Annotated in this window: 10 protein-coding genes and 2 rRNA genes; 7 read left to right on the plus strand and 5 right to left on the minus strand. The window is 69.2% G+C overall.

The genetic code is table 11. The annotated features are described in order from the left end of the window. Position 1 precedes the first annotated feature (1 nt). From NRK68_RS13285 to mtrA, 3 genes are all read right to left on the minus strand, one after another. A complete protein-coding gene (locus NRK68_RS13285; protein ID WP_257855855.1) occupies positions 2-1,882 on the minus strand; it encodes an LpqB family beta-propeller domain-containing protein in 1,881 nt (626 codons plus the stop codon). Continuing rightward, entirely contained in the window at positions 1,872-3,734 is a 1,863-nt protein-coding gene (mtrB, locus tag NRK68_RS13290; RefSeq protein ID WP_257857838.1) for an MtrAB system histidine kinase MtrB, read from the minus strand. Before mtrB ends, NRK68_RS13285 begins: the two co-directional genes overlap by 11 nt. 88 nt (positions 3,735-3,822) lie before the next feature. Then, the gene (gene mtrA / locus NRK68_RS13295) at positions 3,823-4,512 is read right to left on the minus strand and encodes a two-component system response regulator MtrA (RefSeq protein WP_200904315.1); all 690 of its coding nucleotides are present in this window, start codon (positions 4,510-4,512) and stop codon (positions 3,823-3,825) included. A 234-nt stretch (positions 4,513-4,746) separates the two neighbouring features. Between mtrA and NRK68_RS13300 the strand changes: the two genes are divergently transcribed. The 7 genes from NRK68_RS13300 to NRK68_RS13330 all read left to right on the plus strand — a co-directional run bounded on the left by NRK68_RS13300 (position 4,747) and on the right by NRK68_RS13330 (position 11,494). Next, positions 4,747-5,985, plus strand: coding sequence for a DUF7847 domain-containing protein (locus NRK68_RS13300; protein ID WP_183065693.1), 1,239 nt, complete (start codon positions 4,747-4,749; stop codon positions 5,983-5,985). Between the two features lie 7 nt (positions 5,986-5,992). Then, on the plus strand, positions 5,993-6,655 hold the full coding sequence (locus NRK68_RS13305; protein WP_183065694.1) for a DUF4129 domain-containing protein: 663 nt from the start codon (positions 5,993-5,995) through the stop codon (positions 6,653-6,655). Between the two features lie 155 nt (positions 6,656-6,810). Then, positions 6,811-8,262, plus strand: a complete 1,452-nt coding sequence (locus tag NRK68_RS13310) for a DUF4350 domain-containing protein (protein ID WP_257855856.1) — start codon at positions 6,811-6,813, stop codon at positions 8,260-8,262. Beyond that, the gene (locus tag NRK68_RS13315; RefSeq protein WP_183065696.1) at positions 8,259-9,257 is read left to right on the plus strand and encodes an AAA family ATPase; all 999 of its coding nucleotides are present in this window, start codon (positions 8,259-8,261) and stop codon (positions 9,255-9,257) included. The genes NRK68_RS13310 and NRK68_RS13315 overlap by 4 nt, the downstream gene beginning before the upstream one ends. Further along, the gene (locus tag NRK68_RS13320) at positions 9,257-10,567 is read left to right on the plus strand and encodes a DUF58 domain-containing protein (RefSeq protein WP_257855857.1); all 1,311 of its coding nucleotides are present in this window, start codon (positions 9,257-9,259) and stop codon (positions 10,565-10,567) included. Before NRK68_RS13315 ends, NRK68_RS13320 begins: the two co-directional genes overlap by 1 nt. A 104-nt stretch (positions 10,568-10,671) precedes the next feature. Then, complete coding sequence (locus NRK68_RS13325; RefSeq protein WP_257857839.1) at positions 10,672-11,106, plus strand: Uma2 family endonuclease; 435 nt, start codon at positions 10,672-10,674, stop codon at positions 11,104-11,106. Positions 11,107-11,329: 223 nt separating this feature from the next. After that, complete coding sequence (locus tag NRK68_RS13330; protein ID WP_257855858.1) at positions 11,330-11,494, plus strand: hypothetical protein; 165 nt, start codon at positions 11,330-11,332, stop codon at positions 11,492-11,494. Between the two features lie 96 nt (positions 11,495-11,590). Here the strand turns inward: NRK68_RS13330 and rrf are convergent. Beyond that, positions 11,591-11,707, minus strand: a 5S ribosomal RNA gene (rrf, locus tag NRK68_RS13335). A 77-nt stretch (positions 11,708-11,784) separates the two neighbouring features. Then, a 23S ribosomal RNA gene (locus NRK68_RS13340) occupies positions 11,785-14,904 on the minus strand. Positions 14,905-14,954: the final 50 nt, after the last annotated feature.

Raw genomic sequence — 14,954 nt, forward strand, 5'->3', positions numbered from 1 at the left:
CTCAGCCCGGGTAGACCGGGGACCGGCCGCCCTCGACCACCGTGCGCCACTGCGCCCCCGGCGGCAGCCAGACGATCCCGTCCTCCGAGAACGCCACCACCGGCTTCGGCTTCGACTCGTCCTCCGCGGCCGCGACCGCGACCTCGGCCAGCCCCGTGGCACCCGGCAGGCTCGCCGCGACCATCGAGCCGTCCGCCAGCATGTAGCGGGCCTGCTGCACCCCGCCCTTCTCGCGGCCCACCACCAACAGCCGGCCCCGCGGCGCCCAGCTCATCGTCGTCACGTTCTCCATCTGCGGCGCCGCGGGACGCAGCTCGCGCACCGACACCGCGGAGATGTCGCCCTTGGCGTCGGGCCGCTCGATCCGCCCGATGTAAAGGGTCTTGCTGTTGGCGTCCTTCTCCAGCAGCAGCGCGATCCGTGCGCCGTCGGCGGACACCTTCAGCGAGGCGATCCGCCGCCCGTCGAGCCCCGCCACCTGCACCTTCTCGGGTGTACCGCTCCCGCCCGGCACCCGCCACAGCCCCGGCTGCTGCGGATCACGGTCCGCGACCCACAGGTCGCCCGAGGCGTCCCAGCTCGGCGCCGTCAGCGTCTCCGCCTTGCCGCCCCGCCCGATCGGCACCTGCGCCGGCATCGGCCCGCCCCCGACCATCGGCACGACGTACAGCCCGTGCCCGTCCTCGGAGACCACGGCCGCGCGCCGCTCGTCGTGCGAGACCGCCGCCGAGCTGACCTTGAACACGGGAACGGCCGCCAGCGGCCCCGGCACCGGTTCGGTACGGATCTGCTGGTCCTCGCTGCTCACGTCGAGCTTCATCCGGACCAGCCGCTTCTCGTTGTCCACGAAGTACTGGAACTCGGGAATCCTGGGCCGGTTGGCGATGGCGTCCGCGCTCACCGAGGTCACCGAGCACAGCGACGTCGTCTTGTCGTCGGCGGAGCGCAGCAGTTCGACCTGGTCCAGCCGCGACCCCGTCAGATCCTTGACGGTGTACAGGAGTTGCGTGGCCATCTTCTTGCACTGCGGCTGCGCGATGTTGCCCACCTTGTCGTTCAGCGGCACGCGCAGCGTGTTCTGGCCGTCGTACGACAGGGACTTGGTGCCCGTGCGCAGTTCCGTACCGGTGGGGAAGCTGGACTCCACGACCGGCGCGAGCCATCGGGACGGCCCGGCGAGCAGCGACTGCACGGTCTGCGTGGTCGGGTCCATCCGCGAATCGGGATCGGTGCGCTGGCGCACGTACACGGGGTCGGCGACGAGCGTGCCGCCCGCGAAGTAGTACTTGTTCACCGGCATGTAGATGCGCTGGAAGTCCGACTCGCTGAGCACCAGACCGCTCGGCGGGGTCGAGATGCGCCACTGCTTGTCCTGGTCCTGGACGAGCTGGAGCTGCTCCTCGTACTCCCTGGCCCCGGTCTGCGGCTGGTACGCGCTGTGCTCGTCGACGGTCGCGAGCTTCTTGCCGGTCACCTTCCAGCGGGGCCCCTCGGGGTCCTTCTCGCCCCGCACCGCGACCCGGCTGAGGCCGGAGGAGAGCACGGTGACGGCCGAGCCCGGCTTCCAGGATTTCGCGGCGGCCGGCGTCAGGTACTTGCGGGCGGTTTCCAGCTGCGGGTCGTCGCTGGTCATCGCCTCCAGGAAACCGTCGACGATCTCCGCCGGGGTGGCCTTGTCGGCGGGCGGCACGCCGAACACCCGTACCTGCGAGTCCACGCCCTGCGAGGCCTGCACCGCGCGGATCTCGCCGCTGCTGGGCATCGAGGCGCAGCCCGACAGGAGCAGTCCGGCCGTCCCGAAGGCGTACGCGCGCGCGGTGCGCAGGCGTCGGCCCCTCACCCGTGCGCTCCCCCACCGCGCGTCCACGGGCTCACCGTCCATCGGCTCGATCCTCCTGTTGTGCCTGTTCGGCCGGGCGCGCCACGACCCGGGCCCCGCTCCCCGGCAGGGCCGTCGGGTCGGCGGGCACCGACAGCCCCCCGGCGACCGGCGGCCGCGGCGGTATCGGCGAGCGGTCCCCGGCGTCGGCCGGCGGGCGCTCCGCCCTGCTGCCGGAGGCCGCGGCCGCGGCGTCCGCAGCGGCCCTGGCCCGGTTCGCCCGCGAGTCCTCGGGCTCCAGCGGGATCGGCGAACCCCGCAGCGGCTCGTCGGCGGTACGCGGCAGCGTCAGCCGGAACTGCGAGCCGCCGCCCGGCTCGCCCCAGGCCTGCAGCCAGCCGCCGTGCAGCCGGGCGTCCTCGACGGCGATGGACAGCCCGAGGCCCGTCCCGCCGGTCGTACGCGCCCGCGCCGGGTCGGCCCGCCAGAAACGGTTGAAGACGCGGGTCGCCTCGCCGGGCTTGAGCCCGACGCCGTAGTCCCGTACCGCGACGGCCACGGCGCCGCCCGCGGACGCCAGCCGTACCACCACGTCCCGGCCCTCGCCGTGCTCCACGGCGTTGACGACGAGGTTGCGCAGCACTCGCTCGACGCGCCGCGCATCGGCCTCGGCGATCACCGGCTGGGAGTCGCCGAGGACCCGGATCCGGGTGCCCTTGTGCTCCGCGAGCGGCTCCGCCCCGTCGATGACGCGGCGCACCACCTCGCGCAGGTCGATCGGCTCGGCCTCCAGGGCCGCCGCCCCCGCGTCGAAGCGGCTGATCTCCAGCAGGTCCGCCAGCAGCGACTCGAAGCGGTCGAGCTGCCCGGCGAGCAGCTCGGCGGAGCGCGCGGTCACCGGGTCGAAGTCGACACGGGCGTCGTGGATGACGTCGGCGGCCATCCGCACCGTGGTCAGCGGCGTCCGCAGCTCGTGGCTGACGTCCGAGACGAACCGGCGCTGCATCCGGGACAGCTCCTCCAGCTGCTGGATCTTGTTCTGGAGGTTCTGCGCCATCTTGTTGAAGGCCTCGCCCAGGCGGGCGATGTCGTCCTCGCCGGTGACCTTCATCCGCTCCTGGAGCCGGCCCGCCGAGAGCCGCTCGGCGATCCCGGCGGCCATCCGTACGGGACTCACCACCTGGCGCACGACGAGCCAGGCGATACCGCTCAGCAGCACCACGACGAACAGCCCGGCGGTGGCGATGGTGGACTTGACCAGGTTGAGGGACTCCTCCTCCTGGGTCAGCGGGAAGAGGTAGTACAGGTCGTACGGGTCCCCGTTGATGTCCGTCAGCCGCTTGCCGACGACCAGCGCCGGCTCGGGCTGCTTCTGGTCCGCCCCGCTCGTGTAGCGGATCTCGGAGAACGTCTTGAACGTGCCGGTGGCGTGGTTGACGGCCCGGCGCAGACTGATCGGCACGCTGGCGGTCGGATCCACGTTCCCGGAGGCGCGGGCGCCGCGGACACCCTGGGCCCCCGGCTGGGGCTGCTCCCCGGTGCCGGCACCGAGCGCGGCCACCTCGAAGGCGGTCTGGCCACCACTGGCCAGCTGCTTGACCAGCGAGTTCATCCACGTACTGGCATCACGGCCGACCTTGTTGTCGGTCGCGTCGGGCCCGTCCACGGTCGCGGGGGTGTTGGCCTTCTCCTGCGCCACCGCGAAACCGCCCGCGGCCTGGCTCTGCGCCGCCTCCTCCTTCGCGACGAGGAGCCCCTCGCTGACCTGCGCGATGACCACGAAGCCCAGGGCCAGGACCACCGACAGCGAGATCAGCAGGGTGGCGGCGACCACCCGCAGCTGGATGTTGCGCCGCCACAGCCGGACAGCCGGAAGCAGCGGCCGGCGCACGAGACGTACGAACAGCCGCAGCATCCTGCCGGCGGGCGCCCCGTCACGGAGCAGCCTGCCGGTCCACAGGCGGGAACCGCCCCGGACCCTGCCCGAGGTACCGGACTGCACGTCAGCTGGGTCCGGCCTTGTAGCCGACACCACGCACCGTCACGACGATCTCGGGGCGCTCCGGGTCCTTCTCGACCTTGGAGCGCAGCCGCTGCACGTGCACGTTGACCAGACGGGTGTCCGCCGCGTGCCGGTAGCCCCAGACCTGCTCCAGCAGCACCTCACGGGTGAAGACCTGCCAGGGCTTGCGCGCGAGCGCGACCAGCAGGTCGAACTCGAGCGGCGTCAGGGCGATCGAGGCACCGTCGCGCTTGACCGAGTGCCCGGCCACGTCGATGACCAGGTCACCGATGGTCAGCTGCTCCGGCGCCGGCTCCTCCGAACGGCGCAGACGGGCCCGGATACGGGCCACCAGCTCCTTCGGCTTGAACGGCTTGACGATGTAGTCGTCGGCCCCGGACTCCAGGCCCACGACCACGTCCACCGTGTCGCTCTTGGCGGTCAGCATGACGATCGGCACGCCGGACTCGGCCCGGATCAGCCTGCACACCTCTATGCCGTCCCGTCCGGGCAGCATGAGGTCCAGCAGGACCAGGTCGGGCTTCGCCTCCCGGAAGGCGGCCAGCGCCTTGTCACCGTCCGCTACGAACGACGGCTCAAAACCTTCTCCCCGCAGCACAATGCCGAGCATCTCGGCCAGCGCGGTGTCGTCGTCGACGACGAGGACGCGTCCCTTCATGCTTGACATCATCCCATTAGCCAATCGTGACCCGGCGGTGAGCTGTCCCACAGCCAAAAGGGCTGGAAATCGCCCCTCCGACCTGCGTGGACATCGGCCCGCCCGGCCCGGCCCCGATCCGGGCGACAATGGAAGGCACGGGCCACCGGACATCCGGGGGGACGGCTGGTCCGTTCGGAGTCCTCACGTGGCACGATGGCAGCGACCAGCGCCCCCGCCGCAGCAGGTGGATGTGAAGGAGCGACGATGAACGACTCTCCGGGCTGGGCTACGCCCGGATCCTCTCCGTCCGACGGCGATCGGCAGGGAAACCCCGCCGACCGGCCCGGCACCGACGGCGGCGCGCACCAGCCCGCACGGCCCGCCGGCGACCCCAAGTGGTCCGCCGAGCAGCCACCGCCCGGCCAGTGGTCGAGCCCCGGCGCGACACCCCCCGCCGACACCCCCCGGCCCCCGGCGCAGCCCGCCACCGGCTGGGGACAGCAGCCCGGCGGCCAGTACTCCTACCCCGGCGGCCCGGGCCAGTGGGGCCACCAGCCGCCCGCCGCCAAGCCCGGCATCATCCCGCTGCGCCCGCTGGGCCTCGGCGAGATCCTCGACGGCTCGGTCGCCACCATGCGCACGCACTGGCGCTCCGTCGTGCCCATCACCCTGGTCGTGGCCACGGTCATCCAGGTGATCAGCGTGCTCGTGCAGAAGTTCATGCTGAACGACCTGCCCCTCAGCTCCACCGAGGACATGACCGCCGAGGAAGCGATCGACAGCCTCGGCAGCACCCTCGCCGTCTCGGTCGTGAACCAGGTCATCCAGGTCCTCGGGACGATCGTGGTCACCGCGATGCTCACGATGATCTTCAGCAGGGCCATCCTCGGCCAGCACTCCTCGGTCTCCACCGCCTGGCGCGAGGCCCGCCCCCAGCTGCTCCGCCTGATCGGCCTGACCCTGCTGCTCGCCCTCGGCATCGTCCTGCTCGGCGCCGTACTGGTCCTGCCGGGAGCCCTCGCGGGCAACATGGGCCTGGTCGTCGTCGGCTTCGTCGCCTGGGTGCCGCTCATCATCTGGCTCGGGATCAAGTTCAGCCTGGCCTCCCCCGCCCTGATGCTGGAGAAGAGCACCGTCATCAAGGCCTTCACCCGCTCCTCGAAGCTCGTCCGCGGCGCGTGGTGGCGCATCTTCGGCATCACGGTCCTCACGGCCCTGATCGCCTTCATGGTCGCCTTCATGGTCGTGGCGCCGTTCCAGATGATCGGCATCTTCGCCTTCGGCGGCGGCCTCGACTCCCTGGAGGACGGCAGCGCCCAGACCGCCTGGGGACCGCTGATCTTCTCCGGCATCGGCCTGATCATCGCCCAGACGATCATCATGCCCATCCAGTCCGGCGTCACCGTCCTGCTCTATGTCGACCAGCGCATCCGCCGCGAGGGCCTCGACCTGGAACTCGCCCGGGCGGCCGGCATCGAGAACTACGGCACGACCGGAGGCTGACCCACCGATGATGAGCACGGGGGGCCTCATCACCCGCACCGCGGAGACACCACCGGTGACGACACCGCGTACGCCCGCGCAGGAGGCGGCGGAACGCGAACTGTCCAAGCCGATGTACCACGAGAACGACCCGAACCTGCTGGACCGCGCCCTGCGCGCGTTCCTCGACTGGCTCGACGACCTGTTCGGCGCCGCCTCCGGGGCGACCCCCGGGGGCGCCGTGGGCCTGGTCGCCGTCCTGCTCCTGGTCGTCCTCGCCATCGCCGCCCTGTGGTGGCGCCTGGGCTCCCCCCGCCGCACCGCCACCTCCGCCGGCACCCTCTTCGACGACGGCGTCCGCAGCGCGGCCGACCACCGCACCGCCGCCGAGGCCCACGCCACCGCCGGCCGCTGGACGGAAGCCGTCCAGGAACGCATGCGCGCCGTCGTCCGCTCCCTGGAGGAGCGCACCCTGCTGGACCCCCGCCCGGGCCGCACCGCCGACGAGGCCGCCGCGGAAGCCGCCGTCTCCCTCCCCGACCACGCCGCCGCCCTCCGCGCCGCCGCCCGCACCTTCGACGACGTCACCTACGGCGGCCGCACCGCCGACGCCGACACCTACGCCCGCCTGCGCACCCTCGACCTCACCCTGGCCCGCACCAAGCCGCTCCTGACGGGACCCACCGCATGACCGGCCCCACCCCCGAAAACGTTCCGGGACGATCCCCGGATTCCAACGCACCTTCCGCCAATGCCGAAAACCCGCCGGAGCCCACCACCGCAGCTTCCGGCGGGGCCGGGAGTGTGTCGGAGCCCCCCACCGAAGGTTCCGGTGGGGTCGGGAGTGTGTCGGGGCGATCCCCGCAGGGCGCCGAACGCACCACTGCCCCACTTTCCGGCCCCGAGAACCGTTCGGCGCCCGAGGAGACGCCCCGGCGCGCGCCCGGCCCCGCCGGAACCGCCCCCACCGCATCCGCCCAGGCCCCCGCCGAAGCCCCCGCACCGGGCCAAGCCCCCGGCACGGGATCCGGCACGGAACCCGGCCAAGCCCCCGCCGAGCAAGCCGCCACGGGCCGGGCCACCCCCATCCGCCGAGCCACCCGCAGGGTCCGCCGTACGGCCGCCGTCATCGCCGTCCTGGCCACCGGCGCCGTCATCCTCGCCGCCCTGAACTCCGGCACGCGCCACGGCCACCTCGACCCCCGCTCCGCCGACCCCTCCGGCAGCCGCGCCGTCGCCGAGCTCCTCAAGGACCGCGGCGTCGCGACCCGCGTCGTCACCACCGCCCGCGAGGCCGCCGCCGCGACCGGCCCCCGCACCACCCTCCTGGTCACCGACCCGGACCGCCTCGGCGCCACCCAGCGCAGCGTCATCCGCTCGGCCATCGACCTCTCGGGCGGCCGCACCGTCCTGCTCGCCCCCGGCGACCACAGCCTCTCCGAGCTGTCCCCCGGAGTCCGCACCGCCGGCGACGCCCCCGACGACGTCCTCGCCCCCCGCTGCGACCTGCCCGCCGCCACCTCGGCCGTCCGCGCCGCCACCGGCGGCAACCTCCGCTACACCACCGCCCTCCCCGGAACCGAAGCCGAATCCGAAACCGGCCCCGGAATCGGCCCCGGAATCGGCCCCGGAGCCACCGCCTGCTACCCCAGCGGCGGCCGCCCCACCCTCCTCGTCCTCCCCACCGGCACCACCGGCGGCGACACCGTCCTCCTCGGCTCCGAGACGATCCTCCTCAACGAGAGCCTCGCCGAGGAGGGCAACGCCTCGCTCGCCCTCCAGCTCCTCGGCTCCCGCCCGGACCTCGTCTGGTACATGCCGTCCCTCGCGGACTCCGACCCGTCCGCCGGCTCCGGCGACGAGGACAAGAGCCTCTTCGAACTGGTCCCGCCCGGCTGGTCCTGGGCCCTGCTCCAGCTCTTCGTCGCCGCCGTCCTCGCCGCCCTGTGGCGCGCCCGCCGACTGGGCCCCCTCGTCACCGAGAAGCTGCCCGTCGCCGTCCGCGCCTCGGAGACCACCGAGGGCCGCGCCCGCCTCTACCGCAAGGCCGGGGCCCGCGACCGCGCCTCGACCGTGCTGCGCGCCGCCACCCGCGAACGCCTGGCCGCGCTGGTCGGCGTACCGCCCGCCCAGGCCCACGATCCGGCCGCCCTCGTCCCGGCCGTCTCCGGCCGCCTGACCGGCGAGCCCCGGGACGTGACCGCCCTCCTCTTCGGCACCGCCCCCTCCGACGACGCGGCGCTCGTCGCGCTCGCCGACCACCTCGACGCCCTCGAAAGAGAGGTCCGCACGTCATGACGTACCCGGCCACCGAGTCCACGGCCGCGTCCACGGCCGCGACCGCGGACAGCGCCCGCGCTTCCCTCGAAGCGCTCCGCACGGAGATCGGCAAGGCCGTGGTCGGCCAGGACTCCGCCGTCACCGGTCTCGTCGTCGCCCTGCTGTGCCGCGGCCACGTCCTCCTCGAAGGCGTTCCCGGCGTCGCCAAGACCCTCCTGGTACGGGCCCTGGCCGCGTCCCTGGCACTCGACACCAAGCGCGTCCAGTTCACGCCCGACCTGATGCCCAGCGACGTCACCGGCTCCCTCGTCTACGACGCCCGCACCGCGGAGTTCTCCTTCCAGGACGGCCCGGTCTTCACCAACCTCCTCCTCGCGGACGAGATCAACCGGACGCCCCCCAAGACCCAGTCCTCCCTCCTCGAAGCGATGGAGGAGCGCCAGGTCACCGTCGACGGCACCCCCCGCAAGCTCCCCGAGCCGTTCCTCGTCGCCGCGACCATGAACCCGGTCGAGTACGAGGGCACGTACCCCCTCCCCGAAGCCCAGCTGGACCGCTTCCTGCTCAAGCTCACCGTGCCCCTCCCCTCCCGCGAGGACGAGATCGGTGTCCTGAGCCGCCACGCCGCCGGTTTCGACCCGCGCGACCTGAAGGCCGCCGGCATCCGCCCGGTCGCCGGCCCGGCCCAGCTCGAAGCAGCCCGCGAGGCCGTCTCCCGGGTCTCCGTCTCCCCCGAGATCGCCGGCTACGTCGTCGACATCTGCCGTGCCACCCGCGAATCGCCGTCCCTGGTCCTCGGCGTCTCCCCGCGCGGCGCGACCGCCCTGCTGGCCACCGCCCGCGCCTGGGCCTGGCTCACCGGCCGCGACTACGTCACCCCCGACGACGTCAAGGCCCTCTCGCTGCCGACCCTGCGCCACCGGGTCCAGCTGCGTCCGGAGGCGGAGATGGAGGGCGTCACGGCCGACGCCGTCATCACGGCGATCCTCTCCCACGTCCCCGTCCCGCGCTGATGGCCCTCACCGGACGCGCCGCCCTGCTGGCGGCCCTCGGCAGCATCCCGGTCGGCGTCCTGGAGCCGAGCTGGGCGGGCATGCTCGCGGTCAACGGCCCGATCGCGCTGGCCTGCGCGATCGACTACGCCCTGGCCGCGCCCGTACGCAGCCTCGTGCTGGGCCGCTCCGGAGACACCTCCGTCCGCCTCGGCGAGCCCGCGGAGGTCCACCTCACCCTCACCAATCCGGGCGGCCGCACGCTCCGGGCCCGAGTCCGCGACGCCTGGCCCCCGAGCAGCTGGACCCCGGGCACGGAGTCGGCTGCCTCCCGCCACGAGCTGGTCGTCCCCGCCGGTGAACGCCGCCGTCTGACGACCCGCCTGCTTCCCACCCGCCGCGGCGACCGCCACGCCGACCGTGTCACGATCCGGTCGTACGGCCCGCTGGGCCTGTGGGCCCGCCAGGGCTCCCAAGTGGTCCCCTGGACGGTCCGGGTCCTGCCCCCGTTCACGAGCCGCAGGCACCTCCCGTCCCGGCTGGCCCGCCTGCGCGAACTGGACGGCCGCACCAGCCTGCTGACCCGCGGGGAGGGCACGGAGTTCGACAGCCTGCGCGACTACATCCCGGGCGACGACACCCGTTCCATCGACTGGCGTGCCACGGCCCGCCGGCCCAAGGTGGCCGTCCGCACCTGGCGCCCCGAACGCGACCGGCACATCCTGATCTGCCTCGACACCGGCCGTACCTCGGCGGGCCGTGTCGGTGACGCTCCCCGCCTGGACTCGGCGATGGACGCGGCTCTGCTCCTCGCCGCCCTGGCCACCCGCGCCGGCGACCGCGTGGACCTCCTGGCCCACGACCGTCGCCCCCGCGCGCAGGTCCAGGGCCGCGCGGCGGCCGACGTCCTCCCGTCGTTCGTGAACGCGATGGCCACCCTCGAACCGGAACTGGTCGAGACGGACTCCCGCACCCTGGTGTCCACCATCCTCCGCAATGCCCCGCGCCGGTCCCTGGTGGTCCTCCTGACGAGCCTGGACGCCGCCCCCGTCGAAGAGGGCCTGCTCCCGCTCCTCCCGCGCCTCACGAAGCGCCACACGGTTCTGCTGGCCTCGGTCGCCGACCCGCACGTCGCGGCGATGGCCGACTCCCGGGGCGATGTGGACGCGGTCTACGAGGCCGCGGCCGCCACCCAGACCCAGGCCCAGCGCCGCCGCACGGCCGACCAGCTCAGCCGGCACGGCGTCCACGTCGTCGACGCCACCCCCGACACCCTGGCGCCCACCCTGGCCGACGCCTACCTCTCCCTCAAGGCCGCGGGCCGCCTCTGAAGGGCTGTCCGAATGGATACCCCGGCAGGGCGCCCCACCAGGAGGACACATGGCTGACTTCACGCCCGAGCAGATGCGCCGACGCCCCCCACGGGCTCAACGTGATGCGTCTGCGTCGCCAGATCGAGGCCCAGATGCATAACGTCGCAACTCTCAGCGGCACGAACATGGGCGATCCGGTGACCGGCCTGACCAAAATCCCTGATCTGTTGGTCATGGCGGAGGAAAACACCGATGACACGGCGAAGGCCGTCAACTCGCGTGACGTCCTGCTGGTGGTGGAGGTCGTCTCACGGACGAACTCACTCACCGACATCCGCGACAAGCTGTACGACTACCCCAGAATGGGAGTCCCGCTGTACGTCGTCGTGGATCCCCGCAAGGACAAGAAGACCGTCACCGTGCACAGCGACCCCTCAACGGGGCCGGACGGCATCCGCTTCCGCAAGTCGGTCCCCTACGCCTTCGGCGACAGCGTCACTGCCGGCCGCTGGACGCTCGACACGAGCAGCCTGAAAAGCTATCCCGCCGACTGGTGATACGGGCCCCTCCGGCTCCGAATCAGCCGACAGGCCCCAGAACGCAGAAAAGCCCCGCACCGTACGGTGCGGGGCACTCCCGCGTTCACGGCAATCAGTACTGCCAGCGCGGCTGCGTGCCGTCCAGTCGGCAATGGATCAAGCGCCCGTTACCGGCGTGGGTGTGGACCGCCCCGGGTCGGCCTTCCGGCAGAACTGGCCCGCGTTATAGCAGTTGCCCGCGTTGGAGACGATCTCGCACTCGGCCTTCGCCGACGGGGCCGACGCCTTCGTCGTGGCCGGTGCCGGCGGCTTCGGGTCGGCCGTACGCAGCGGCGCGGGAGCTGCCGTGCTCGGAGGAGCCGAGGTCGGCGAGGGGGACGCCGAAGGCGTGGGCGTCATCATATGAACATCCGTTCCGCTTCCGCCGGGTTTCCCTCGAACCGGAGCCTGAACGCAGAAAAGCCCCGCACCATGACTGGTGCGGGGCTTTCCCACAATGATTGTTCGGCGGCGTCCTACTCTCCCACAGGGTCCCCCCTGCAGTACCATCGGCGCTGAAAGGCTTAGCTTCCGGGTTCGGAATGTAACCGGGCGTTTCCCTAACGCTATGACCACCGAAACACTATGAAATTCGAACGCTGGCTGACATCACAGCTGTTCGTTATTTCAGAACTAACACAGTGGACGCGAGCAACTGAGGACAAGCCCTCGGCCTATTAGTACCAGTCAGCTTCACCCGTTACCGGGCTTCCACATCTGGCCTATCAACCCAGTCGTCTACTGGGAGCCTTACCCTCTCAAGGAGGTGGGAATACTCATCTTGAAGCAGGCTTCCCGCTTAGATGCTTTCAGCGGTTATCCCTCCCGAACGTAGCCAACCAGCCATGCCCTTGGCAGGACAACTGGCACACCAGAGGTTCGTCCGTCCCGGTCCTCTCGTACTAGGGACAGCCCTTCTCAATATTCCTACGCGCACAGCGGATAGGGACCGAACTGTCTCACGACGTTCTAAACCCAGCTCGCGTACCGCTTTAATGGGCGAACAGCCCAACCCTTGGGACCGACTCCAGCCCCAGGATGCGACGAGCCGACATCGAGGTGCCAAACCATCCCGTCGATATGGACTCTTGGGGAAGATCAGCCTGTTATCCCCGGGGTACCTTTTATCCGTTGAGCGACGGCGCTTCCACAAGCCACCGCCGGATCACTAGTCCCGACTTTCGTCCCTGCTCGACCCGTCGGTCTCACAGTCAAGCTCCCTTGTGCACTTACACTCAACACCTGATTGCCAACCAGGCTGAGGGAACCTTTGGGCGCCTCCGTTACCCTTTGGGAGGCAACCGCCCCAGTTAAACTACCCATCAGACACTGTCCCTGATCCGGATCACGGACCGAGGTTAGACATCCAGCACGACCAGAGTGGTATTTCAACGGCGACTCCACACCAACTGGCGTTGATGCTTCAAAGTCTCCCACCTATCCTACACAAGCCGAACCGAACACCAATATCAAACTGTAGTAAAGGTCCCGGGGTCTTTCCGTCCTGCTGCGCGAAACGAGCATCTTTACTCGTAGTGCAATTTCACCGGGCCTATGGTTGAGACAGTCGAGAAGTCGTTACGCCATTCGTGCAGGTCGGAACTTACCCGACAAGGAATTTCGCTACCTTAGGATGGTTATAGTTACCACCGCCGTTTACTGGCGCTTAAGTTCTCAGCTTCGCAACCCCGAAAGGTCACTAACCGGTCCCCTTAACGTTCCAGCACCGGGCAGGCGTCAGTCCGTATACATCGCCTTACGGCTTCGCACGGACCTGTGTTTTTAGTAAACAGTCGCTTCTCGCTGGTCTCTGCGGCCACCCCCAGCTCACCAAGCAAGTTGGATCACCAGTGATGGCCCCCCTTCTCCCGAAGTTACGGGGGCATTTTGCCGAGTTCCTTAACCATAGTTCACCCGAACGCCTCGGTATTCTCTACCTGACCACCTGAGTCGGTTTAGGGTACGGGCCGCCATGAAACTCGCTAGAGGCTTTTCTCGACAGCATAGGATCATCCACTTCACCACAATCGGCTCGGCATCAGGTCTCAGCCTTGTATGAGGGACGGATTTGCCTACCCCTCGGCCTACACCCTTACCCCGGGACAACCACCGCCCGGGCTGGACTACCTTCCTGCGTCACCCCATCGCTTACCTACTACAAGTCTGGTTCGTCGGCTCCACCACTTTCCTTTCCCCGAAGGGTCCGGAACGGCTTCACGGACTTAGCATCGCCTGATTCGATATTGGGCGTTTCAAAGCGGGTACCGGAATATCAACCGGTTGTCCATCGACTACGCCTGTCGGCCTCGCCTTAGGTCCCGACTTACCCTGGGCAGATCAGCTTGACCCAGGAACCCTTAGTCAATCGGCGCACACGTTTCTCACGTGTGTATCGCTACTCATGCCTGCATTCTCACTCGTGAACCGTCCACAACTAGCTTCCGCTGCTGCTTCACCCGGCACACGACGCTCCCCTACCCATCACAGCGGGCGTTGGCCCTATAGCTGCAATGACACGACTTCGGCGGTACGCTTGAGCCCCGCTACATTGTCGGCGCGGAATCACTTGACCAGTGAGCTATTACGCACTCTTTCAAGGGTGGCTGCTTCTAAGCCAACCTCCTGGTTGTCTCTGCGACTCCACATCCTTTCCCACTTAGCGTACGCTTAGGGGCCTTAGTCGATGCTCTGGGCTGTTTCCCTCTCGACCATGGAGCTTATCCCCCACAGTCTCACTGCCGTGCTCTCACTTACCGGCATTCGGAGTTTGGCTAAGGTCAGTAACCCGGTAGGGCCCATCGCCTATCCAGTGCTCTACCTCCGGCAAGAAACACACGACGCTGCACCTAAATGCATTTCGGGGAGAACCAGCTATCACGGAGTTTGATTGGCCTTTCACCCCTAACCACAGGTCATCCCCCAGGTTTTCAACCCTGGTGGGTTCGGTCCTCCACGAAGTCTTACCTCCGCTTCAACCTGCCCATGGCTAGATCACTCCGCTTCGGGTCTAGAGCGTGCAACTCAATCGCCCTGTTCGGACTCGCTTTCGCTACGGCTTCCCCACACGGGTTAACCTCGCTACACACCGCTAACTCGCAGGCTCATTCTTCAAAAGGCACGCAGTCACGAGATGCAGCAAGCTGCATCCGACGCTCCCACGGCTTGTAGGCACACGGTTTCAGGTACTATTTCACTCCGCTCCCGCGGTACTTTTCACCATTCCCTCACGGTACTATCCGCTATCGGTCACCAGGGAATATTTAGGCTTAGCGGGTGGTCCCGCCAGATTCACACGGGATTTCTCGGGCCCCGTGCTACTTGGGAAATGAGCAAGCAAGCCGTACAGATTTCAGCTACGGGGGTCTTACCCTCTACGCCGGACCTTTCGCATGTCCTTCGCCTATCCATACGGTTTCTGACTCGCCTCACAGCCGGCAGACCGTGAAAGCTCACTCCCACAACCCCGCATGCGCAACCCCTGCCGGGTATCACACGCATACGGTTTGGCCTCATCCGGTTTCGCTCGCCACTACTCCCGGAATCACGGTTGTTTTCTCTTCCTGAGGGTACTGAGATGTTTCACTTCCCCTCGTTCCCTCCACACTGCCTATGTGTTCAGCAGCGGGTGACAGCCCATGACGACTGCCGGGTTTCCCCATTCGGACACCCCCGGATCAAAGCTCAGTTGGCAGCTCCCCGGGGCCTATCGCGGCCTCTCACGTCCTTCATCGGTTCCTGGTGCCAAGGCATCCACCGTGCGCCCTTAAAAACTTGGCCACAGATGCTCGCGTCCACTGTGTAGTTCTCAAACAACGACCAGCCACCCA

This window comes from Streptomyces yangpuensis (genome assembly GCF_024666385.1).
GTDB classification, from domain to species: domain Bacteria; phylum Actinomycetota; class Actinomycetes; order Streptomycetales; family Streptomycetaceae; genus Streptomyces; species Streptomyces yangpuensis.